Source organism: Hyphomonas sp. (assembly GCF_965284475.1).
Taxonomy (GTDB): Bacteria; Pseudomonadota; Alphaproteobacteria; order Caulobacterales; family Hyphomonadaceae; genus Hyphomonas.
The window spans coordinates 2,888,027-2,910,687 of the sequence record NZ_OZ260087.1 but is presented as its reverse complement, the minus strand read 5'-3'; the positions used below and the strand labels follow the sequence as shown (position 1 = coordinate 2,910,687).

Here is a 22,661-nt window from a genome sequence, read left to right as displayed (position 1 = left end):
CCATACTGTCCGGCAAACTGGCAGGTATTCAGACCAGCCGGTAGCGCGCGATTCCGTCCTCGCCCACGGCTGACGTGACGTCGCCGCGATGAATCATGCAGTTCAGGTGGGCAATGGCCTCGCCGGTCGCCATGCCCACTTCATCCGGCTTGATCGCCCGGCCGAACAGGGTGGTGAACGTGTCTGTCACCATCAACGGTCCCTTCTGCAGCCGTCCATGCAGGCGCGACAGGGCCGTCTCATGACCGTCTATCAGATGGCGCAGGCGTTCATGGGCACCCCGGAAAGGCTCATTATGGGCTGGCAGCACCAACACGTCCGGCGGCAGCCGCTCCAGCAGCCTTTCGCAACTCGCCATCCAGTCCAGCAACGGGTTCGCGTTCGGCTCGGTCGGGTGCACCGACACATTGGACGAAATGCGCGGCAACAGCTGGTCGCCCGAGATCAGCACGTTCAGGTCCGGGCAATACAGGCATGAATGCTCCGGTGAATGGCCGTTTCCGGTGATCACTTCCCAGTTCTGCCCGCCCATTCGGAACGTATCGCCATCCGAGAGGCGCTCGAACGCATCGGGCATTTGGCTAACACCGCGCCCGAAACCGCCAAACCGCTCCTTGTAATTGTCGATCTGGGCATCGTCCCAGCCTGCGCGCCGGTAAAAGTCGATCCCAGTCCTGGGTGCTTCACGTCCGGTATCCGACACCAGCATCCGGCAGGTGATGTATTCCAGCCGGCTCATCCACAGTTCAGCGCCATACTTGTAGCACAGCCAGCCTGCGCACCCGACATGGTCGGGGTGCATATGCGTCACCAGTACCCGCTTCAGCGGCTTGTTCGGCGTGACGCGCGCATCCAGCAGGCGCTTCCACGCATCCCGCGTTTCCTTCAGCGGCATTCCGGTGTCCACAATCGTCCAGCCGTCGCCATCATCAATCAGCCAGAGATTGATGAATTTGAGCGCGAAGGGCAGCGGCATGCTGACCCATTCGATCCCCGGCGCCACCGCGATCGTCTCGCCCAGTCCCGGTATGGTGTCGCCATGGGGATAGTCGAGCTTGGGGCGCTTGGGTTTGGGTGTCTGGAATCCGTCCATAAGTCAGCATATGCCACCGCTCGGGCCCGTCGAGCCATCACGCCGGGTCAGTGCCTATTTGATCGGCGTCCGCTTGCGCGGGGCCAGTTTGGTGCGCTTGAACTTGGTTTCAGCCGGCTTCAGCTTGGCTGGCGAGCTGTCGCCGCGCGGTTTGCCGGCCGGCTTCTTGCCCGGTCCGGTCGGGCGTTTGCCCGCGGGCAGCGGGCGCTTGCGCTCAACCACGACAGGCGCCGCCGGTTCCGCTGAAAAGCCCTGCGCTTCCCAGCGCAACAGTTCATCCCGCTCGCGCGCACTGATCGGGCGCCACTTGCCCTCAGGCAGGCCCGCCAGCGACAGCGGCCCGATCCGGGTCCGCACCAGGTCAATCACGCGCAGGTCGACCAGGTCGCACATCCGCCGGATCTGGCGGTTACGCCCTTCGCGCAGGATGAATTTCAGCTCATTGCCCTTGATCACCGTCACGCTTGCCGGTCGCAGCTGCCGCCCGTCCAGCTCAAGGCCGTGACGCAACTGCTTCAGCTTGTCCTCCGTCACGTCGCCGCGCACCTTGACGTGATACTCCTTCTCCAGCTTGCTTTCCGGCCCGATCAGCGCCTTGGCCAGTACACCATCTTCCGACAGGATGAGCAGGCCGCGCGAATCCTTGTCGAGTCGCCCGAGCGGGGCCAGCCGGTTATTGCGCCCAGGAATGGCATGCGCCCGGCCCGACAGGCTTTCCTCATTGATCAGGCGCACAGCGGGAATCTCGCCCGCTTCCGGCGTGCCGGACACAATGCCCACCGGCTTGTGGAACATCAGCGACAGCTGATTATCCAGCCGCCGGGCCGCCTTCTCGGTCAGGGTCAGCGTCTGGCCGTCCTCGATTCGGTAGCCCGCTTCGGTCAATACATTGCCGTCAATCTTGACCAGGCCCTTTTCGATCAGCGCATCAGCTTCACGCCGCGAGCACACGCCCTCGGTCGCCAGCCACTTGTTGACGCGCATCGGCTCCGCGCCGCTATAGGTCTTGGTCCACGCCATTGTGCGGCATTCCAGTCTTGCAGGGGTCAGATGCCCCTCTTATCGGCGCAGCTGCGCGCCAGCAAGCGGTCAGGCGATACCGAACAGCGCTTCGGAATTCTCCAGGAACCGGCTGCCGCCCTCGGTGATGCTGGCCACCTTGCCCGGCGCGGCTGCCAGCGCTGTCTCGGCAAAAAACCCTGCGAGCGCCAGCCGCCGGGCCCGTGCAGCGCCTTCGCTGCTGCGCGCGGCCACTGCCGCCTGCGTCAGGTAATGCCCGCCGATCACATCGCCTGCCAGCTCCAGATAGGCCGTCGCCCCTGCCAGCGCCTTGTCCTGCTCACGGCCCTTCATCTGCCCCAGCATCCAGTCGCTCGCTTCGCGCAAGGCGTCGGCACCCGCGCGCAACCGGTCGGCAATCTGCACGAGTTGCGGATCATTCGTCGCCCGCGCGGCCGCCGCCGTCGCCTCGACCTCGCCCAGCATCACCCGCATCGACTCCCCATTCGTTCCGCTCAGCTTGCGCCCGACCAGGTCAATCGCCTGGATGCCGTTCGTGCCTTCATAGATCGGCGCAATCCGTGAGTCCCGGTAGAGCTGCGCCGCCAGCGTCTCGTCCATGAAGCCCATGCCGCCATGCACCTGCACACCCAGGCTCGCGACCTCGACGCCCATGTCCGTCGACCAAGCCTTGGCAATCGGCGTCAGCAGGTCTTCGCGCAGTTTCGCCGCCGCGCGCACATCTTCATCCGGCGAGGCCTCGGCCAGGTCCGCCGCCACGGCGCAGGCATAGCAGATCGAGCGCGCCGCCGCGACGCGGGCCCGCATCGTTGTCAGTGAACGGCGCACATCCGCATGGTGCAGGATCGGGGCGGGCCCGTCGACGCCCGCCACCTTGCCCTGCTTACGCTCCTGCGCATACGCAAACGCCGTCTGGTAAGCGGCCTCACCCACCGCCACGCCCTGCACGCCAACACCCAATCGGGCGGAATTCATCATCGTGAACATGCAGGCGAGGCCCTTGTTCGGCTCGCCGATCAGCCAGCCTCTGGCATTGTCATATTCCATCACGCAGGTCGGAGAGGCATGAATGCCCATCTTCTTCTCGAGGCCGATGCACTTTGCCCCGTTGCGCGCGCCCGGCGTGCCATCATCCTTCAGCAGGAATTTCGGCACCAGGAACAGCGATACGCCGCGCGACCCCGCCGGTGCATCCGGCAGGCGCGCCAGCACGAGGTGCACGATATTCTCGGCCACATCGTGGTCGCCCCATGTGATATAGATTTTCTGGCCGCTGACCGCATAGCTGCCGTCTTCCTGCGGCACGGCCTTGGTCTTCAGTGCACCCACATCGCTTCCCGCCTGCGGCTCGGTCAGGTTCATCGTCCCCGTCCAGGTTCCGGCAACCAGGTTTGGCAGGTAGGCCACCTTCAGCTCATCCGTGCCATGCGCCAGAAGCGCATCGACGGCGCCGAAACTCAGCATCGGACACAGGGCGAACGCCATGTTCGCCGCATGGAACATTTCCATCACCGCCAGCGAGAGGGCCTTGGGCAGGCCCTGACCGCCCCATTTCTCCGGCGCCGTCAGCCCCATCCAGCCGCCATCGCGGAACGCCGCATACGCCTCGGCAAAGCCCGGCGCGGCCTTCACGCCGTCCTCAGTCAGCACCACGCCTTGCGAATCGCCGCTCTGGTTTAGCGGTGCCAGCACGTCCCGCGCCAGCTTGCCGGCCTCTTCCAGGATCGGCATGACCAGTTCAGGATCATAGGCCTCAAGACCCGCAAGGCCTTCCAGACGCTTCAAACCCGCAACAGCCTCAAGCGTGAAAGCCATTTCATCAAGGGGGGCATCATAGGGCATCTGGCCGGTCTCCGGATTGTGAATAGTTGTTATTCGGGATAAGCAGTAACAGCGCCAGCGGCCATGGTCCAAGTACAGACCTGAAGTGCCTATCCGCAACCCAATTCCCAGGAGTTACCATCATGCGCCTTATCCTAGCATCCGCTTCCGCGCTCGCACTCGTCGCGTGCGGCGCCCCGACCGCACCCGCCAGCTCAGCCGAGGCTGCGCCGGCGGTACCCGCTGCCGCGCCCGAAGCAGCCCCGGCTGACGCCGCCGTGGAGGTCACATACGGCAAAGCGGCAACCTACAAGCTCGATCCGACCCACGCCTCGCTGATCTGGCGCGTCAAGCACCTTGGACTGTCCAACTATACCGCCCGATTCACGAATTTCGACGCGACGCTGGTTTTCAACCCAGACGACGCGGCCGCCACATCACTCACAGCACGAATCGACCCGGCATCGGTCGAAACCGACTATAGCGGCGACTACAAGGCCGGCCACGCCGACAGCGGCTTCGAAAGCTGGAACGAACACCTCGGCCAGAGCGGTGATTACTTCAATGCGAGCGCGTTCCCCGAAATCACCTTCACCTCGACCGCCATCATCAAGACCGGCCCGGATACCGGCACAGTCACCGGCGACCTGACATTCCTCGGCGTGACAAAGCCGGTCACGCTCGACGTGAAATACAATGGCGTCGCACAGTTCCCATGGGCCCCGGAAGCAGACAATATCGGCTTCTCGGCCACCACCACGCTGACACGGTCCGATTTCGGCCTTACCGCTGGCACGCCCTATGTCGGTGACGAAGTCGAAGTGATCATCGAAGCTGAATTCGGCGAAGTGGTCGCACCAGCCGACGCGCCAACGGACGCGGAATAGGCAGCTGGAATAACAACACATGTTCAAGCATAGCTCGTCTCGCTATACGGCCGTTGCGATAGCCCTTCACTGGGCTATCGCAGCGCTCATCATCTTCATGATCTGGCTTGGCTGGAACATGGACGAGAATGAAACCCGCTACCAGCTGCACAAGTCGATCGGGATCACAATCCTGCTCCTCACGGTGGCGCGGGTCCTGTGGCGGATGCTGAACCCACCGCCGGCCCTTCTGGCCGAGATGAAGCCCCTTGAGAAAATCGCGTCGCACTATGTGCATCTCGGCCTCTATGCTCTGATGATCCTGATGCCGCTCTTTGGCTGGATCCTTGTCTCGATATCGAAATTCCAGGTTCCGACGGTCCTTTTCGGCGCGGTCAGCTGGCCGAACCTGCCATTCCTGTCCGGTCTGCGCGGTAATGAACTGGCGCATGTGATTATCGAAACGCTGCATTCGAAAGGCGCATGGGTTATCATCGCCCTGCTCGCCCTCCATGTGGCTGGCGCGCTGAAGCATGAATTCTCGTCTGAGGAGGGTGTCCTGAAACGCATGATCCCCGGCCTGTTTGGCAAGACCCAGCCACCCGCCGCACCGGCGCGCGGATTCTTCATCGCCTTTGGTGGCGCCGCGCTCCTGTTCGCCCTGATTGCAGCAGGCCCCGTCCTGGCGCAATCCAGCACGCCGGACAAGGCTGCCCCGCCCCCGCTTGAACAGGAAACAGCTGTCGCCACCAGCGAGACAGCGCCCGAACCCAACTGGACGGTCGATTATTCCAAATCCGAGATTCGTTTCTCGGGCATGCATGACGGCAATACATTCTCAGGCACCTTCAAGGACTGGACCGCAGACGTCGCCTTCTTCCCGGATGCTGTCGAAACATCCGATGTGCGGGTCAAGATACAGACCGGCACGGCCACAACCGGCAAGAAATTGTATAATGACAGCCTGCGCGCGCCTGAATGGTTCGACGTTTCGCATCATCCCGTCGCAACGGTCCGCCTGACCGACTTCGCGAAAGCCGAGACGGGCTACACCGCCACGGCCTCCATGCGCCTCAAGAACGACACGGTCACCACGCCGCTCACCTTCACGCTGGACATCAAGGGCGACGTCGCCACGCTCAATGGCGAAGCCCGGTTTGATCGCAAGGCCCTGAAGATCGGCCAGATCTCCGATCCCAATGCCGAATGGGTCAGCGATGACGTCACCGTCACCGTGACAGGCGAGGCAACCCGCAAATAGGTTCCGCGCAAGGCAGGGCAGTGCTATGGGCGCGCCAATGACCGCAAGCGTGCTGCCCCCGACCCAGGAATCGCTCGCCCGTGCTGCAGACATCCTGCGCATGGGCGGCCTCGTCGCCATGCCCACGGAAACCGTCTATGGCCTCGCCTGTGACGGCACGAATGCCGACGCCGTTGCAGGCCTGTACGAAGCCAAGGGCCGCCCGCGCTTCAACCCGCTCATCGCACACGTCGCCTCGCAGCAAATCGCCGAGCGCGAAGCGGTGTTCAGTCCCCTCGCCCGCAAGACTGCGGAACACTTCTGGCCGGGCCCGCTCACGCTCGTCCTGCCTGTCGCACAAACCGGCAAGGTCTGCGACCTCGCCCGCGCCGGGCTGGACACGATCGCGCTGCGCCGTCCGGCCCATCCGGTGGCACAGGCCCTGCTGGAAAAATTCGGCGACCCTCTCGTTGCCCCCTCGGCCAACCGGTCTGGCCATGTCAGCCCGACCACGGCCGAACATGTCCGCGCAGACCTCGCGGGCCGCGTCGCCATGATCCTTGATGGCGGGCCATGCGCCCGCGGACTGGAATCCACAATCGTCTCCTTTGCTGGTGAGGCACCCGTCCTCCTGCGGGCGGGCGCGATTGCTACCGATGACCTGGAAGCGTTTCTCGGCCAGCCCCTTACCCGCCTGGAAACTAATGCCAGCATCAATGCGCCCGGCCAGCTCAAGAGCCACTATGCCCCGCGCGCCAGCCTGCGCCTCAACGCCGCGACGCCCATGTCCGGCGAAGGCTATCTCGGCTTTGGCGATCATTGCCCCCGCAAGGACAATCTCTCCCCGTCCGGCGACCTTGCCGAAGCGGCGGCCAACCTGTTCGCCATGCTGCGTGATCTGGATTTCCGGTATGAGCGCATCGCCGTGGCCCCCATTCCCCAGACCGGACTTGGCGAAGCGATCAATGACCGGCTCGCCCGCGCCGCGCATCGCGACTGACCTTTTCACCGCCCCTCTCCCACCCCCTCACCCCCTCTGTTAAACAACGCTCATGCACCCTGCCCGCCCTTTCCTCGAAACCGACACCGCCACGCTGATTACGCGAGCCCGCGCCCATCCTTTTGCGCTGGTCTGCACAACTGACGGCAGACGTATTCACGCCGCCCACGCGCCAGTGCTGCTCGACGAAACGGATGGAAACCCCGTGCTGCGCTTCCACCTTTCCACTGCAAATGCAGCCACGTCAGCCCTGATGGCGGGAAGCAATGCGCTCATCGTTTTCACCGGCGACCACGCCTATGTGTCGCCGGACTGGTACGGTCAGGACGATCAGGTCGGCACATGGAACTACCTCTCAGTCGAGGCCGAAGGCCCCGTCACGCATCTGGATGATGCGGGTGCCACAAGGCTGCTCGACGATCTGTCCGCCCTGTTCGAGGCGGGTCTCTCCCCCAAACCGACATGGACACGCGCGAAAATGACGCCCGGCCGCTTCGAGGCCATGCTTCCCGGCATCCGCGCCTTCTCCCTCGCCCCCAGCCGCTTCGAAGGCATCACCAAGCTCAGCCAGAACAAGCCTCAATCCGCCCGCGACGGCGTCATCACCGCCCTCTCCGCCTTCGAAGACAGTATCGCCATCGCCAGTCACATGCGTAAGATCAGATCATGACCCAGATCCCCGCCGCCTTCCTAACCGCCGCCAAGGACCTGCTCGGCCCCAAGGGCTGGAGTGACGATCCCGAACGCCTCAGCGCAGTTGCCACCCCCTGGCGCGGCACCTTCACGGGCGAGACGCCTTTCCTTGCCCGCCCGGCCAGCACGCAGGAGGCGGCCGCGCTGGTAAAGCTCTGCGCGCAACAACGCGTCGCGATGACTCCCCAGGGCGGCAATACCGGCCTTGTTGATGGCGGCACGCCTCATGGCGAGATCGTCGTCTCCATGGGCCGCATGAATTCGGTTCGCTCCATCGACCCGTTCAACAACTCGCTCGTCATCGAGGCCGGAGCGCCGCTGGTGACCGCCCAGGCCGCCGCCGAGCAGGCGGGGCGTCTGTTCCCGCTCTCCCTCGGCTCGGAAGGCACCGCCACGATCGGCGGCCTCATCTCCACTAATGCCGGCGGTGTGGCCGTGCTGCGCTATGGCATGATGCGCGACCTGATACTCGGGCTCGAAGTGGTCATGCCATCGGGCGAAATCTGGGATGGCCTGTCTGGCCTGCGCAAAAACAATACAGGTTACGACCTGAAACATCTCTTCGCCGGGGCTGAAGGTACGCTCGGCCTCATCACGGCGGCCACGCTGAAACTCTTCCCCCAGGTCCAGCGCGCCAGCGCCTGGGTCTGCTGTGACAGCGCCGATGATGTCGTTGCGCTTCTTGCGCTTGTCCGTCAGCATGCCGGAGACACAGTCACCAGTTTCGAGATCATTCCGGCGGGCGCCATCGACATGGTAATGGCCGATGTGCCCGGCACGCGCGATCCGTTGCCATCCCCACTGCCATGGCGCGTCCTGATGGAAATCTCCATGGTGGACGAGGCCCATGCCCGCGCCTCACTCGAAAAGGCGCTGGCCGCCGCCTTCGAACAGGATCTCGTGAAAGACGGCGTCGTCGCCAGCAGCAAGGCGCAGGCCCAGTCCTTCTGGCTGGTCCGCGAGACGATCCCCCTCTCCAAGCGCGCCTATGGCACGGCGATCAACCAGGACATTGCCGTTCCCGTCAGCCGCATTCCCGCCTTCATCGAAAGCTGCAATGCCGCCGTACTCGACATCGTCCCGACGGCCGAATTCGTCATCTTTGGCCATGTTGGCGACGGCAATCTCCACTATTCCGTATGCGAGCCGGCAGATGCTGACACTCCCATCCTCAAGGCCCATGTCGGCGAGATCACCCGCGTCATCTTCGACCAGACCATGGAACATGGCGGCTCGATCAGCGCCGAACATGGCGTCGGCCGCCTGAAGCGCGACGAACTGGCCCGCCTGCGCGCCCCTGCTGCCACGGACGCCATGCGCGCCATAAAGCGCGCGCTCGACCCCCTAGGCATCATGAATCCCGGCCGGGTGGTTTCAATTTAACCTCTCGGTAACCAAACTTTCCGAATGGCTAATCTACGCAGAACGCGGAGCAGACTTGTATGGCCTGGTACACGGATCTTCGGGATACACGGCTTTTCTCTCTGGCAGAACGTGACTGGACTTCGCGCCGCCTGCTGGACTTGCGCGCGCGCCTGAAATCCGAACTGCCGCATGGTGTCCCCCGCAAGACCAAGGATGCCTCCATCATCATCGGCACATGGAACCTGCGCGATTTCGACAATAACAAGTTCCGCCACGGCCCGCGCCGCCGTGAGAGCCTGTTCTATATCGCTGAGATACTTTCGGCGTTTGATATCTGCGCCGTACAGGAAGTGAACGAGGATCTTGCGCCGCTCAAACAGGTAATCCGCCTGATGGGACCGGGCTGGGACTTCATCGCCACAGACGTTACCGTCGGCGCCTCCGGCAATCGCGAACGCATGGCCTTCATCTACAACAAGGACAAGGTGGGCTTCCGCAATATCGCCGGCGAGATCGTGCTGCCCAAGCATGCCTTGCTGCCGGACGAACAGCAGTTTGCCCGCACACCGTTCATGGTCTCGTTCCAGGCGGGCTGGTTCAAGTTCTCGCTGTGCACCGTGCACATCTATTTCGGAGAGGACGGCAAGGACACCGAAGGCTACCAGCGCCGGGTCAAGGAAATCGAGTTCATTGCAAGGGAAATGGCCGACCGCGCCGAACGCGAAGACGAGAACTTCATCCTGCTTGGCGATTTCAACATCAAGAACACAGTCGACGAGACAATGCAGGCGCTGACCAAGGCAGGCTTCCAGTTGCCGCCGGAGCTTTTCCCGTCAAATATTCTGGGTACGAAATATTACGACCAGATAGCCTTTCGCACCCGTAAGGACGAAGTGACCTTCCTGTCGGCTGGAGCGTTCAATTTCACGGACGTGCTGTTCAAACCGGAACATTATGACCATTACGCTCCCGTCCTGCCTCAGCGCCATCGTGACCTTGATGCATCCGGTGCGCCGCGCGACCGCGGCAAGGACAAGGACTATTATTCCAAACGCTGGCTGACCTGGCAGATGTCCGACCACCTTCCGCTCTGGGTCGAACTCGCCATAGACTTCTCGGACGAGCACCTGCTTCACAATCTCGATGACACGTTCGCTGCAGGCGATGTGCCTGCGCAAGTGGAGCATACGGACGACCAGGCGCAGGCGGACTCACCGCCTGCGCCTGCCGAACCAATCGGGAAGAAACGCCGCAGGCGCAAGCGCCCTCGTGTGGCGACCAAGGAAAAGATTGGCACGCTCGCGCCAGCTCCCCGCATGACGCTTGGCGAGGCGTGGCGCATCTTCAGATGGGTGGCGTCCGGCAAGGCTGAGGCGTTCAAGCGCAGGCAGAAGAACCAGGCAAAGGACAAGAAATAGCCCGGCTCCGTCTGGCGTATGCCGCAACGCGCATCGGCTTACGGTCGCAATCGCAACAGCCGCCCGTCCAGGTCGTTCACATCCGGCACGCCAAGCAGGGCCAGCAGACGGGCCACATCAGCCGCCAGAATCTCGAGCGCACGGGTAACGCCACTCTCGCCGCCTGCCGCCAGTCCGAAAAGGCAGGCCCGCCCAAGCGCCACGCTGGTGGCCCCCTGCGCGATCAGTTTCAGCACATGGCTGCCCCGCCTCACGCCGCCATCGGCAATCACTTCGATCCGGTCCGTCACCGCCGCGCGGACCTCCGGCACCAGGTCCACCACCGGAACCGACGTATCGATCTGGCGGCCGCCATGGTTTGACAGCCACACCACGCTGGCGCCGGAATCCACCGCCTTGCGTGCATCCTCTGCCGTGCTGATGCCTTTCACGGCGAATGGCCCGCCCCATTCCTGCGCCATCCATTCGGCGTCTTTCCAGGTCATCGTGCGGTCAAACAGCTCGTTGATCACGCCCATGACATCGCGTCCACCGGTGTCCACGCCCTGGAAGTTCGCCGGCCCGATCTTGGACGAGCGGGCCAGGTCGAACAGGTAGCCGGGGCGCGCCAGCACCTGCCTCGCCGTCTTGAAATTCACGGACGGCGGAATGGAAAAACCATTGCGCGGATCTCGCTCGCGATGTCCGGCCACCGTCGCATCAACCGTCAGCACACAGCCCGTATAGCCTGCCGCCTTGGCCCTCGCGAGAAAATCGCGCACCAGGCCACGATCCTTCCAGACATAGACCTGAATGATCTTGGGGATCGTCGGCGCAGCCTTTGCAATGTCTTCAATCGTATGGCTGGCCAGCGTCGATACGGAATAGGGCACGCAAGCCGCTTGCGCCGCGCGGGCCGTGGCCAGCTCTCCCTGCATCGGATGGAACAGTCGCGAGGCCGCCGTCGGCGACACAAAAAAAGGCTGCGCACTCGGCTGGCCGAACACCTGCGTCTGCGTGCGGATCGCCGACACGTCCACTAGAGAATTCCAAACCCATTCATAATCGCAGAACCGGTCCACCGAACGCCGCAGCGTCTGTTCGTCTTCAGCGCCACCATCGATATAATCGAACACCATGCGAGGCAGGCGCCTGCGCGCCAGCGTCCGCAAATCCTCAATATTGATTGCCTCAGCCGCCCTCATTCCACCCCCCAGACTCAGCGCCGCCCGAACAGGCGCTCAACATCGGCCAGCTTGAGTTCCACATAGGTCGGGCGTCCATGATTGCACTGGCCGGAATGAGGCGTCGCCTCCATCTGGCGCAGCAGCGCATTCATCTCCTCGCCCGTCAGGCGCCGTCCGGCCCGCACCGATCCGCGGCAGGCCATGTTACCCATCACCTCCTCGAACCGTTCCTTCAGCGCCAGCCCGGCATCATATTCCGCAAAGTCATCGGCGAGATCGCGGATCAGGCCGATCGCATCCATCTCGCCAAACAGGGCCGGCGTCGCCCGCACGCACACCGCCCCCGCCCCGAACGCTTCAATCTCCAGCCCCATCTCGGCCAGCTCATCTGCCCGCTCCAGTACGCGCCACGCCTCGTCCTCGGTCATCTCCACAACGTCCGGGATCAGCAATGCCTGCCGCTTTACGCCGCCCGCCCCCATCTGGCGCTTCATGTCTTCATAGACCAGCCGCTCATGCGCCGCATGCTGGTCAACGATCACAATGCCATCGGCCGTCTGCGACACGATATAGGTTTCGTGCAGCTGTGCCCTCGCCACGCCAAGCGGAAAGTCCGCCTGCAGCGCATCCTGCACAGTCTCCACCCGCGCCGTGGGAGCATCGCTGTAATCATAAGGCACGGAAGGGGCTTCGGCAAAATCCCTCCGCTCATACGTTTCAGCCCGCTGCATGGGCACCGCATACCCCCCGCCGGAGGGAGGCCGCGACTGGAACAGCGCACCCGTCGGCATCGGCGCTTCCGGCTTTGCCCGGCCAAGCGCAAACCCCGCCACGGTCGTGGACGCCCGGTGCCCCGCCGCCGCCAGCGAATGGCGCAGCGCTCCGATCATCAGCCCCCGCACATTCCCCGCATCACGGAACCGCACTTCCGTCTTCGCCGGATGCACGTTGACATCGACATATTCCGGGTCGAGGTCCACGAAGAGCGCCGCCATCGGGTGCCTGTCGCGCGCCAGGAAGTCCTGATAGGCGGCGCGGATAACCCCGTTCAGCATCCGGTCCTTTACCGGGCGGCCATTGACGAACATGAACTGCATCTGCGCATTGCCACGGTTCAGCGTCGGCAGGCCGGCAAACCCAGTCAGCCGCGCGCCCTCGCGTTCGGCATCAATCGCCACCGCATTGTCTCGGAAATCGCGCCCCATGATCGCGCCGAGGCGTGCAAGCTGTCCGTCTTCGCCTTCCGGTTCTGCCGCATGACGGAACAGGCTGCGGCCATTGCTTTCCAGGCCGAACGCCACAGCCGGGTTCGCCATGGCCAGACGCTTGACCACGTCTGAGACAGCCATCGTTTCCGACCGCTCGCCCTTCATGAATTTCAGCCGCGCCGGTGTGGCATGGAACAGGTCGCGCACCTCGATCCGCGTGCCCGTCTCGCCCCGCCCGGTAAAGGCGGCTGGCCGCGGCCCCTCGATCCGTCCCGCGTCGACAAACACATCGGCCGCGTCTTCCCCCGCCGCCCGCGATGTCAGCGTCATCCGGCTGACCGATGCAATCGATGGCAGGGCCTCGCCCCGAAACCCCATCGTGTGGATGTTCAACAGGTCAACCCGGCCATCGGCGCCCGGCGCCAGCTTGGATGTCGCGTGCCGCTCCAGCGCTACCAGAAGGTCGGCAGCCGACATGCCGCACCCGTCATCCTCAATGGTGATGCGCTTGAGCCCCCCCTCTTCAATGGCAATCGCCACGCGCGTGGCCCCCGCATCCAGCGCGTTCTCGACCAGCTCCTTCACGGCGGCGGCAGGGCGTTCCACCACTTCGCCGGCGGCGATGCGGTTGACCACATCGGGCGGTAATCGGCGAATATGGGGCTTTGGTCGAACGGAATCAGGCATGGAGGAATAGTAAACCAGCCCGGAGGCTTTGTCGCGGCCACCATCAGTTGCGCAATGTGTCGCGAGTCCGGATGGTTGCAACCGGCACGGCGAAGGCACACACTGGGCTCAGACTCGTTTGAAAAGGATTCTTGCGTCATGCCGCCACTGCTCAAGTCTGTCGCCACGTTTTCCGTCATTGCCTTCCTGACCGCTTGTGGCGGTTCAGGCACCGAGGCGGAGACACAGAGCGCACCCGCAGCCACCACGCCGACGACAGAGGCGGCGCCACCCCCCGTCGCGGCGCCCGTTTCCGCACCTGCCGGCGAACCAAGCGCCGAGTTCGCCAGCCTTCCGGCCCCTTACAACACGGCGGACTATGCGCGCGGCAAGCGCACGTTCAAGCTGTGCGTCTCCTGCCACCTCACCGCCGAGGGCGCTGGCAGCCTGGTCGGTCCCAACCTGCACGGCCTGTTTGGCCGCGAAGTCGGATCGATGGAGGGCTTTGTCTTTTCTGACGCGCTCATAAATGCCGATTTCATCTGGGAACCCAGCCATCTCGATGAATGGCTGGCCAATCCACGCGCCTTCCTGCCAGGCAACCGGATGAGCTTTGCCGGCGTGCGCAAGCCTGAAGACCGGCTCGCCCTGATCGCCTACCTCATGCTGGAAACAGGCTACACGGCCCCGGCAACGGAAGACGTGCCCGCGCCCTAACGGCGTGTGGTCAGCGCAGTGAGGTAAGCGCTTTCCTCATAGGCCCCGCCAAACTCCTCGCGGTATCCGATCGATACGTCGAAAAGGCCGAAATAATAGCCGACCTCGCTCTCGAACCTGTTCGAGTCCGGACTCTCATTGCTGCGCTCCAGCAAGACCTGCTTCGTCACGAAGATCCGGTCTGACCGGTCAGACACCCCACGCCGCGTTCTGCAGAACGATACGATACCCGTCAGGATCCTCGAACGTCGCCCCCTTCACATCCCAATAGGCGTTGAAGGCCCCCACCGGATCAAACCCTGCCCCGCACATGCGCTGCACGGCCGCGTCGAAGCGCTCAGGCTCCGGCAGATAAAAGACCAGCAAATTGTCCTCGGTGGGCGCGCGGCCGGCCGTGTGGCCATGCGCCTTGGTGAACTCCAGATGATACGGCGCACCCGGGTGGCCCAGCATGATACCATCGAAATCACCATGCCCGCCGAATTCATAGAGAACCTGAAAGCCCAGCCCATCACGATAGAACGGCAACAGGTCATCAAGATTATCGGTGGGCCGGGCGATCCGGATCGTGGCGTTTTCAATTGTCATCTCTGCTCCCTGAGGTCTGGACCGGCAGGTGTCCCACCTCAACTCTGGTTGAGGTCAAGCGCAATCACCGGCTTTCGTCCAAAAAAAAGCCCCCGCTATGCTGGCGAGGGCTTTTCAGGAGACGCGAAGGGTCGCGCTGTCCGCTTAGAGGCGAAAGCGGATCTGGTCGGACCAGAAGCGCTCAAGGCGCGAAATGGTCTTGTTGAGTTGCGACAGGTCATCATGGCGAACGCTTGCCGTTGGCTCAAGGGCCGTTGCCTGCTTTTCGAACAGGTTGGCGACACGGTCACGCACCTTCAGGCCACGCTCGGTCAGGCGCAGCGTCACCGTGCGCTTGTCGTCTTCAGAGCGGGTCTGGATCAGGTAGCCGCCCTCCTGAAGTTTCTTGACGTTGTAGGACAGGCTCGTGCCGGCAAAGGCACCACGGGCCCGCAGGACGGACGCCGGGGCTTCATCATCGCCAATCTCGTAGATCAGCAGGGCCTGGACGCCGGTCAGCGACCGTTCGCCACCGCGCTCGAGGTCGTCCTTGACGACATCGTGAAGACGACGATGCGCCTGCTCAAGAAGGGACAGAGACTTGAGAAAAGACTCGCCAACGGAAAGGGGTGCAGTTTCCTGCATATCGGAGATCATCATTACTTCCACCATCACTCAACTTTTGTTGTAGTTTGAGTAGATTTACGCGATCAATCCTAATTATTTGATAATCATACCCCTATTTCAAGTGTAGAGTATTAACAAACGACCGAATGCATTAACCGTTACTGGTGCGTAACGTGTTCAACGGCAAAATCACCCCGAATTTACGCCCATCACACGAATTTTGGCCGCCCCGCGTGTGGGGGCGGCCGTCAATGCATGGTGAATACTTGGTAAACCTGGACGTGCGGCAGAACTAGGCGAAAGTATCCGCAGTTGTCACGCCCATATACTTGGGGCTCGGCCCATGCTTGTTCGGCGCCGGCTTGCTGTCCAGGATCATGAAGACGAGCAGAATAAGGCCGCCAATATAGGGAATGAGGCTGATCAGGTACATCCAGCCGCTCAAGTCCTGGTCGTGCAGGCGCCGCACGGTGATCGAGATCGATGGCAGGATATTGTACAGGATGAACACGATGAACAGGATCGGCAGTATGATGGGGTCGCCATACTGGTCAGTGCCGTAGAAGGCGAGGCTGAGGAACACGTCGATGATCAGCGCAACGAAATAGAAGATCGTCGCAAACAGGACATAGCCCCAATATTCAGACCGCCGGGCGCGCCCGTGAAACTGCGCAAAATTCTTGGTCAGGGCCCGCGTGAAATAGGTCCACAGCCCGTCACCCTTCTGCGGCACCGCTGCAGCATAGCTTGCAGTCGGCATGGCAGGCGCGGCGCCCGTATAGGCCGGAGGGGCTGGCGGAGCCTGCGCCGGCGCCGCGGCCACCCCCAGCGCATAGATGTCGCGTGCCTCTTCGCCCATTCCGACGAAATCCACCGTCCGGCCCGGCTCCAGCACGGCGCCATTGCGCACCTGCACCTGCGAGTACTGATAGCGCACGCCATCTTCCCCCAGGATCAGGCCAGACCCGTCCGGGCCATCGGATTTCAGAACTTCTCCGCGCATGCTTGTCTCCCTCAGCTGCCCAAGGGGGTTTTGGCCGAATTGCGAACGGCTTGTCCAGTCTCAATCGAACTGAAGTTCATCCGCGCCGAGCGGCTCGAAATACCGCGCGACGTCGGCCTCGGTCACATCCTCAAGCCGCGCAGGCGACCATGACGGCGAATTATCCTTGTCCACGATCACCGCCCGCACACCTTCCAGGAAGTCAGCGCTCTGCACCTTGCGCCACCCGATCCGGTATTCCATCCGCATATTGTCTTCAAACGACGCAAGCCGCTCCCCCTCGCGCAGCTGGCGCAAGGCCACTTTCACCGTCTCGGGAGACTTGGTGCTGAGCGCCGCCACCTGTTCGCCCGCCCAGTCGCTGCCATCGGCCTCCAGCGCCGCGATGATCGCTTCGGCCGTGTCCGGCGCGAAGCAGCGGTTGATGATCTCCCGGTGCGCCTCGAAACTGCCCGCCGGAACCGCATGGCTCACGCCGCGCAGGATCTCGTTCAGCAGGTCGGCCGCATCAACCGAGAAGTCGGCCCCTTCGATCTGCTTCTTCAGGTTGGGCACCAGCTCCGAAGGCAGGAAATGCGTCGCCACGCGCGCCGCCGCCACATCCGCGCCCTTCAGCCGCGCGCCCGTCAGCGCCAGCCATGTGCCCAGCGCGCCGGACAGGCGTGGCAGGAACCAGCCACCGCCGACATCCGGAAACAGGCCGATCCCCGTTTCCGGCATGGCAAACACGGTCCGCTCGGTCGCCACTCTGTGCGACCCATGCACAGACAGACCCACACCGCCGCCCATCGTCACACCGTCCATGATCGCCAGAACGGGCTTCGGGAACGCCTCCAGCGCCGCGTTCATGCGGTATTCGACATTGAAAAAGGCCCGCGCCTCATGTGCGTCGCCCGCCCCGCTTTCGGCCAGCATGCGAATGTCCCCGCCCGCGCAGAAGCCCCGCGTGCCTTCCTCATGCTCGATCATGACGAGATGAACGGTCGGATCGCCGGCCCACCGCTCCAGGGCCGACAGTATGCTCTCGCACATCGGGGCGTTCAGCGCGTGCAGGGCTGAGGGGCGCGTCAGCGTAATGCGCCCGATTCGTTTCTGGGCGGTGATCCGAACATCTTCCGTCATCTGCGCGTCCTTTTCAGTTTCTTTTCCGAATGCTTCAAAACTGCATCTATCACAGCAATGTCTGTTTACCAGTTTCTGTCATCTTACCGTGTGGACGCACAATCGCTTACCGTTGCGTCCGAGAGGATCGACGATGAATACGACCATGAATCGCAGGGGACGTCGCACAAGCCTGACAGAGAACGGCATGATCCGCCTCGGCCTCTTCAAGCGTCTGCCCTGCGAAATCCGCGACGTATCCCCCGGCGGCGCGCGCATTGTGACACCGGAAGGCGCCACCCTTCCCGAACAGTTCGTGATGCACATGCCCCAGTTCAAACGCCCCCGCACCTGCATCCGCCGCTGGCAAAGCGGCCGCGAAATCGGCGTCGAATTCAAGACCGACTAGGCAGACCAGCCAAAAACGCTTGCCCCCCACACCGAACTCATCCTGAGTGAAGCCGAAGGATGAAGGCGGCAAACGCCCACCCCGCGCGCGCCCGTGCTTCGACTTCGCTCAGCATGAGCGCTCCCAAAGCCCGGCTAGCGCCCCGGCGCTGCAAGCACTGTGTCACAATGCCAGCACACTTCGCCCATGTCCGAACCGATCGGGCTGCCCGGCGGCACGTCGGATACCGGCACCGCCGGAGAAGCTGGCGCGGCAGGCTGGCTCAGATGTGCCATGATGCGCCGGATGATATCGCCCCGCGTTGCGGCATCTGCGCCCTCCCCCTTCACGGCGATGCGCGCGCCAAGTGTTCCCAGATAGGCATTCGTCCGCGCGGCCACTTCCGGTGTCGCCCCACCATTCGCCGCCAGATCGATCAGCAGCGAGGCATAGCGCATCTGCTCCCGGCGCAGGATATCGCCCTGCCGCGGCGTGGCCGGTGCGACGAACACCGCTGCCTCCACGCTGGCCAGCACATCTTCATAGCTCAGCGCCCCTGCATCCCTGCGCTGCGTCTCGATCAGGCGCGCCGCACGCGCCGGATGCAACAGCGCTTCCAGTGTTTGCGACGCGGCCGTATCGGCCGCCATGACCAGATCGAACATGGCGCCTGTCGCGCCCGGGAAAAACTCCCCGCCGGACGCTGAACCGGAAAATGCATCCAGCGGCGTGTTGAGCAGGTTCAGCGTCGCATCCGGCAGGTCCAGCACCGCCGGATCGAGCGTCGCCACCAGCGCGGCCAGCGCAGCGCGCTGACGGTCCGCCGGCACCGGCGCGCCCGTCTCGCCGCCATCGCCGCGCACGGAATAGCGGAAATCATACCCGCCGATCAGTTTCGCTGCCGCATTTACCTGGTAACGATGATAAAGGTAGAGCGGCACGATTACCTCGCGCAGCTTCGGCACGCCCTCTCCTGCCCCGATATTGCGAAGCCCGAACCGGCCGAGCGCAATCTGCCGGACATGCATGGTCTCGTTCAGCGTCGCAACCGGATCGCCGCCATTGTCCCAGACGCTGGCATACGGGTGAGCCGTCCCCACGCCGCGCCCCTGCGCATCATCCACGAACCGTAGCCCGCTTTCATACGCCGCCAGCAGCACCGCCTCGCCTTCAGCCTTGCCATCACTTCCTTCCGGATACTGCGCATACAGCCATGTCGCAGCCGCCTTGTCCCATTCCCCGATGCCCACCGCATAGGCCTGCGAGAAATCCAGCGTGCGATTGCGCCGCGCCGTCACCAGCGGCGCCGGATAGTCCATCACCGAAGCGCGGTCATTGCTGGAGGCCGCAAAATTGTGCGCAAAGCCAAGCGTGTGCCCTACCTCATGCGCAGACAGCTGGCGGATGCGCGCCAGCGACAGTTCGACAGGGTCGTCCGCTGCGCCTGTGCCGGTCTTGTCCGTACCGGCCAGCCCCTCGAAGATCATCCGGTCCTGCCGCACGCGCTGGCTGCCCAGAATGACATTCGCCTTCAGCATTTCGCCCGTGCGCGGATCATAGACGCCGCCGCCATACGACCAGCCCCGCGTCTGCCGGTGGGTCCACTGGATCATGTTGTAGCGCACGTCCAGCGGGTGCGCGCCTTCCGGCAGCACCTCCACGCGATAGGAGTCCGGAAAGCCCGCCACCGCAAAGGCATCGGCCCACCACATCGCGCCCTCGATCAGCGCCTGCCGGATCTGTTCCGGCGCGCCGGAATCAACGTAAAAAACTAGTGGCACCTTTGCCGGGCTGCTCGCCGCCGCAGGGTCCTGCTTCTCCAGCCGGAAACGGCGCGCGTATGACTGGCGCACGCTGCCAGACAGCGGCGCGGAGAAATCATAGAAGCCGACATCAATCGCCCCGCTGCGCGGATCGAACATGCGCGGGCGATAGCCATCGTCCGGCAGGCGCACCAGCGACTGGTGCTGCACCAGCGTGAAGGCCCGTCCGTCTGCCGCCGTCGCCACGACCTGCGATTTCGGCGCATCACTTGTCAGTGTAAGGAAGGCATCAAACTCGGCATTGTCGGGAAAGCTCAGCGCCTGCGACACGTCGGGCATCGACCGGTCTTCCGCGATCAAAAACTCCCCGCCATCGTCATGGCCCATCAGCGCGCCGCGCACATCCAGCGCATCGCGCGTCAGGAAGCCCGACAGGTCCACCAGCAAGGCGCCGTCTGGCGATTCGGAAATGATCTCCCCGGCCCAGATGAACGAGCGCGCAAAGGATTCTCGCACCGCCTTGCGCTCCAGCGCATTGTCGGCGCTGGCGCGATAGGTCCAGTTCTCCTTCTCGGCGATGATCTTGCTTCCGAGGCGCCGGAACGCGAGGATCTGCCCGCCATCGAAATAACCCCGGTCAAGGCCAATCGGATTGGACCCGAGCCCCGCCGTCAGCGACGATGCATGGATCGCCCTCAGCGACACGCCTTCAGCGTCTGGCGCCGGAAACGCCGCCAGCACGCGCCCACCCCTGGCGTCCACATAAAGGTTCAGAAAGCCCGCCTTCAGCGCCAGCCCTTGGGTTGCACTCGCCCAGTCCGTCCCGCCCGGCGCCTCTGCGGCCACCGCCGCTTTCGGCTGCGCGGCACACGCCACCGGAAACACGGCAAACACCGCAAGCAATAGCGAAGCAACAAGGCGCATGAATTCTCTCCGGGAATGGCTGGCTCCCCGCAAGCTGCCGCACAAGCCAAACGAATTCAAACCCTTTCTCGGAAATCAGCCGCAGGGTGCGCCCACGCGCAACGAAACCTGCTATCCGGCCTCACGCCACGAACAGGGCTCATCCTGAGCGAAGTCGAAGGATGGCCTCACAGGGCAGGCTCAGCCCCGGCACATCCTTCGACTTCGCTCAGGATGAACCGTCCCTAACGTTTGGGTGCAATACAAGTCACCCCTTCAACATATCCCGCGAAATGATCACCCGCATGATCTCGTTCGTGCCTTCCAGGATCTGGTGCACGCGCAGGTCGCGCACGATGCGCTCAACGCCATAGTCTGCGAGATAGCCATAGCCGCCATGCACCTGCAGCGCGTCATTGGCCACCTTGAACGCCGTGTCCGTGACGAACCGTTTTGCCATCGCGCACCAGCGCGTCGCGTCCGGCGTCTTGCCGTCGAGCCGCGCCGCCGCCTCGTACAGCATCACGCGCGCCGCCTGCAGCTCTGTCTCCATGTCGGCCAGCTTGAACTGCATGGACTGGAATTCCGCCAGCGCCTTGCCGAACTGCATGCGCTCCTTGGCATAGGCCACCGCCTTGTCCAGTGCCAGCTGCGCCCCGCCAAGCGCGCACGCCGCAATATTCAGCCGTCCGCCATCGAGGCCCGCCATCGCAAAGCGGAAGCCGTGGCCCTCCTCGCCGATCCGGTTCGCCGCCGGCACGCGCACGCCATCAAGGATCACCTGCGCCGTCGGCTGGCTCTTCCAGCCCATCTTGCGCTCATTCGCGCCAAAGCTGAGGCCGGGCATATCCTTCTCGATAATGAAGGCCGAGACGCCCTTTGCGCCATCATCCGATGTGCGCGCCATCAATACGTACAAGTCCGATGTGCCTGCGCCGGAGATGAACTGCTTGGTGCCGGTGATGACATACTCGTCGCCCTCCTTCACCGCCTTCGTCTTCAGGCTCGCCGCGTCCGATCCCGCGCCCGGCTCGGTCAGGCAATAGCTCGCGATCAGCTCCATCGCGGTCAGCCGCGGCAGCCAGGCCTTGCGCTGCGCCTCAGACCCGAACGTATCGACCATCCAGCTTGCCATATTGTGGATCGAGATGAATGCCGCCGTGGAAACATCGCCATAGGACAGCTGCTCGAAGATTAGCGCCGCGTCGGTCCGCATCAGGCCCGATCCGCCGACATCCTCCTTCACATAGATGCCCGCAAAGCCCAGCTCCGCCGCGTCCTTGATCACATCGACCGGGAAATGGCTGTCCCGGTCCCAGGCTTCGGAATGCGGCAGCAGGCGGTCGCGCGCAAATTTCTGCGCCATGTCCCGGATCATGACCTGTTCGTCGGTAAACATCGCGCTCATTGGCTTTTCGTCCCTGACTGACTAGAAAGCAGATCAATGACAAACTGCCGCTGCGAGAGTCAATGCAAAGCCTGCCGGAAGACTATTCGATCACCCGGTCTGCCCGGGATGAAATCCCGGCCCTGATCGCCATCGATCTGGCTGCCGGCGGCCTGTTTGCCGATACCGGCCTTCTGTCAGAGGAGGCCCTTGCCGATCATGTCCCGGAAGACGTTTTCGAACACGCCCTAGACGGGAATGACCTGCTCGTCGCCCGCACGCCCAAGGGCCAGCCTGTCGGCTTCGCCCTCACCTCCCAGCGCGGCGGCACGCTCTATCTCGACCAGATCAGCGTCCACCCGGACCATGGCCGCAAGGGCCTCGGCCGCGCCCTGATCGCCCGTGTGGCTGACGAGGCGCGCACCCGCAAGCTGCGCTGCATCACGCTGTCCACCTTCCGCAATCTCGCCTGGAACGGGCCCTACTATCGCAGTCTCGGTTTCCGCGAGATTTCGAAGGCGAAAATGGCCGACTGGATGCTGGACCTTGAAAGGGTCCAGGCCGCCAGCCTCGATGTGTCGCAGCGCTGTTTCATGATACGCAGGGTGAAATGGTTGTAGCGGCCCCCGATTTGCCGCATCTATCCGCC

General features: G+C 63.4%; 21 protein-coding genes. 9 read left to right on the top strand and 12 right to left on the bottom strand.

Features of this window, described 5'->3' with window-relative positions:
* Positions 1-28: 28 nt before the first annotated feature.
* From ACQ66M_RS14100 to ACQ66M_RS14090, 3 genes are all read right to left on the bottom strand, one after another.
* Complete coding sequence (locus tag ACQ66M_RS14100; RefSeq protein WP_430404591.1) at positions 29-1,093, bottom strand: MBL fold metallo-hydrolase; 1,065 nt, start codon at positions 1,091-1,093, stop codon at positions 29-31.
* Positions 1,094-1,147: 54 nt separating this feature from the next.
* Positions 1,148-2,113, bottom strand: a complete 966-nt coding sequence (locus tag ACQ66M_RS14095; protein ID WP_430404590.1) for a pseudouridine synthase — start codon at positions 2,111-2,113, stop codon at positions 1,148-1,150.
* A 69-nt stretch (positions 2,114-2,182) separates the two neighbouring features.
* A complete protein-coding gene (locus ACQ66M_RS14090; protein WP_430404588.1) occupies positions 2,183-3,955 on the bottom strand; it encodes an acyl-CoA dehydrogenase in 1,773 nt (590 codons plus the stop codon).
* A gap of 122 nt (positions 3,956-4,077) precedes the next feature.
* Between ACQ66M_RS14090 and ACQ66M_RS14085 the strand changes: the two genes are divergently transcribed.
* Genes ACQ66M_RS14085 through ACQ66M_RS14060 form a run of 6 tightly spaced genes read left to right on the top strand, consistent with a single transcriptional unit; the run spans position 4,078 to position 10,516 of the window.
* Positions 4,078-4,821, top strand: coding sequence for a YceI family protein (locus ACQ66M_RS14085; RefSeq protein ID WP_430404586.1), 744 nt, complete (start codon positions 4,078-4,080; stop codon positions 4,819-4,821).
* A 19-nt stretch (positions 4,822-4,840) separates the two neighbouring features.
* Positions 4,841-6,061 carry a cytochrome b/b6 domain-containing protein gene (locus ACQ66M_RS14080; protein WP_430404584.1) on the top strand — a complete coding sequence of 407 codons (1,221 nt, stop codon included), beginning with the start codon at positions 4,841-4,843 and terminating at the stop codon, positions 6,059-6,061.
* A 25-nt stretch (positions 6,062-6,086) separates the two neighbouring features.
* Complete coding sequence (locus ACQ66M_RS14075; protein WP_430404582.1) at positions 6,087-7,040, top strand: L-threonylcarbamoyladenylate synthase; 954 nt, start codon at positions 6,087-6,089, stop codon at positions 7,038-7,040.
* Between the two features lie 52 nt (positions 7,041-7,092).
* Positions 7,093-7,710, top strand: coding sequence for an FMN-binding negative transcriptional regulator (locus ACQ66M_RS14070; protein WP_350171517.1), 618 nt, complete (start codon positions 7,093-7,095; stop codon positions 7,708-7,710).
* Entirely contained in the window at positions 7,707-9,116 is a 1,410-nt protein-coding gene (locus ACQ66M_RS14065; protein WP_430404580.1) for an FAD-binding oxidoreductase, read from the top strand. The genes ACQ66M_RS14070 and ACQ66M_RS14065 overlap by 4 nt, the downstream gene beginning before the upstream one ends.
* Positions 9,117-9,175: 59 nt before the next feature.
* Positions 9,176-10,516 (top strand): endonuclease/exonuclease/phosphatase family protein, encoded by a 1,341-nt coding sequence (locus ACQ66M_RS14060; protein WP_430404578.1) that lies wholly within the window; start codon positions 9,176-9,178, stop codon positions 10,514-10,516.
* 38 nt (positions 10,517-10,554) lie between these two features.
* Here the strand turns inward: ACQ66M_RS14060 and ACQ66M_RS14055 are convergent, their stop codons facing one another.
* On the bottom strand, positions 10,555-11,700 hold the full coding sequence (locus ACQ66M_RS14055) for an alpha-hydroxy acid oxidase (RefSeq protein ID WP_430404576.1): 1,146 nt from the start codon (positions 11,698-11,700) through the stop codon (positions 10,555-10,557).
* Positions 11,701-11,714: 14 nt separating this feature from the next.
* On the bottom strand, positions 11,715-13,577 hold the full coding sequence (gene mutL, locus ACQ66M_RS14050; protein ID WP_430404574.1) for a DNA mismatch repair endonuclease MutL: 1,863 nt from the start codon (positions 13,575-13,577) through the stop codon (positions 11,715-11,717).
* Between the two features lie 138 nt (positions 13,578-13,715).
* On the opposite strand from mutL, the gene ACQ66M_RS14045 reads away from it, so the two are divergent.
* The gene (locus tag ACQ66M_RS14045) at positions 13,716-14,273 is read left to right on the top strand and encodes a c-type cytochrome (protein ID WP_350171512.1); all 558 of its coding nucleotides are present in this window, start codon (positions 13,716-13,718) and stop codon (positions 14,271-14,273) included.
* Here the strand turns inward: ACQ66M_RS14045 and ACQ66M_RS14040 are convergent.
* The 5 genes from ACQ66M_RS14040 to ACQ66M_RS14020 all read right to left on the bottom strand — a co-directional run bounded on the left by ACQ66M_RS14040 (position 14,270) and on the right by ACQ66M_RS14020 (position 17,592).
* Positions 14,270-14,470: a hypothetical protein gene (locus tag ACQ66M_RS14040; protein WP_350171511.1), complete on the bottom strand. Its 201-nt coding sequence runs from the start codon at positions 14,468-14,470 to the stop codon at positions 14,270-14,272. The genes ACQ66M_RS14045 and ACQ66M_RS14040 overlap by 4 nt on opposite strands.
* Positions 14,463-14,861, bottom strand: coding sequence for a VOC family protein (locus ACQ66M_RS14035; protein ID WP_350171510.1), 399 nt, complete (start codon positions 14,859-14,861; stop codon positions 14,463-14,465). Before ACQ66M_RS14035 ends, ACQ66M_RS14040 begins: the two co-directional genes overlap by 8 nt.
* A gap of 144 nt (positions 14,862-15,005) precedes the next feature.
* Positions 15,006-15,500 (bottom strand): MarR family winged helix-turn-helix transcriptional regulator, encoded by a 495-nt coding sequence (locus tag ACQ66M_RS14030; RefSeq protein WP_299951240.1) that lies wholly within the window; start codon positions 15,498-15,500, stop codon positions 15,006-15,008.
* Positions 15,501-15,759: 259 nt separating this feature from the next.
* Complete coding sequence (locus ACQ66M_RS14025; RefSeq protein ID WP_430404572.1) at positions 15,760-16,470, bottom strand: DUF805 domain-containing protein; 711 nt, start codon at positions 16,468-16,470, stop codon at positions 15,760-15,762.
* A gap of 60 nt (positions 16,471-16,530) precedes the next feature.
* The gene (locus tag ACQ66M_RS14020; protein ID WP_350171508.1) at positions 16,531-17,592 is read right to left on the bottom strand and encodes an enoyl-CoA hydratase/isomerase family protein; all 1,062 of its coding nucleotides are present in this window, start codon (positions 17,590-17,592) and stop codon (positions 16,531-16,533) included.
* Positions 17,593-17,725: 133 nt separating this feature from the next.
* On the opposite strand from ACQ66M_RS14020, the gene ACQ66M_RS14015 reads away from it, so the two are divergent.
* On the top strand, positions 17,726-17,980 hold the full coding sequence (locus tag ACQ66M_RS14015) for a PilZ domain-containing protein (RefSeq protein WP_430404570.1): 255 nt from the start codon (positions 17,726-17,728) through the stop codon (positions 17,978-17,980).
* A 134-nt stretch (positions 17,981-18,114) separates the two neighbouring features.
* Here ACQ66M_RS14015 and ACQ66M_RS14010 read toward each other — a convergent pair whose 3' ends face one another.
* Positions 18,115-20,646 (bottom strand): zinc-dependent metalloprotease, encoded by a 2,532-nt coding sequence (locus ACQ66M_RS14010; RefSeq protein ID WP_430404568.1) that lies wholly within the window; start codon positions 20,644-20,646, stop codon positions 18,115-18,117.
* Between the two features lie 247 nt (positions 20,647-20,893).
* On the bottom strand, positions 20,894-22,033 hold the full coding sequence (locus ACQ66M_RS14005) for an acyl-CoA dehydrogenase family protein (RefSeq protein ID WP_430404566.1): 1,140 nt from the start codon (positions 22,031-22,033) through the stop codon (positions 20,894-20,896).
* A gap of 62 nt (positions 22,034-22,095) precedes the next feature.
* Between ACQ66M_RS14005 and ACQ66M_RS14000 the strand changes: the two genes are divergently transcribed.
* The gene (locus ACQ66M_RS14000; RefSeq protein ID WP_430404564.1) at positions 22,096-22,632 is read left to right on the top strand and encodes a GNAT family N-acetyltransferase; all 537 of its coding nucleotides are present in this window, start codon (positions 22,096-22,098) and stop codon (positions 22,630-22,632) included.
* Positions 22,633-22,661: the final 29 nt, after the last annotated feature.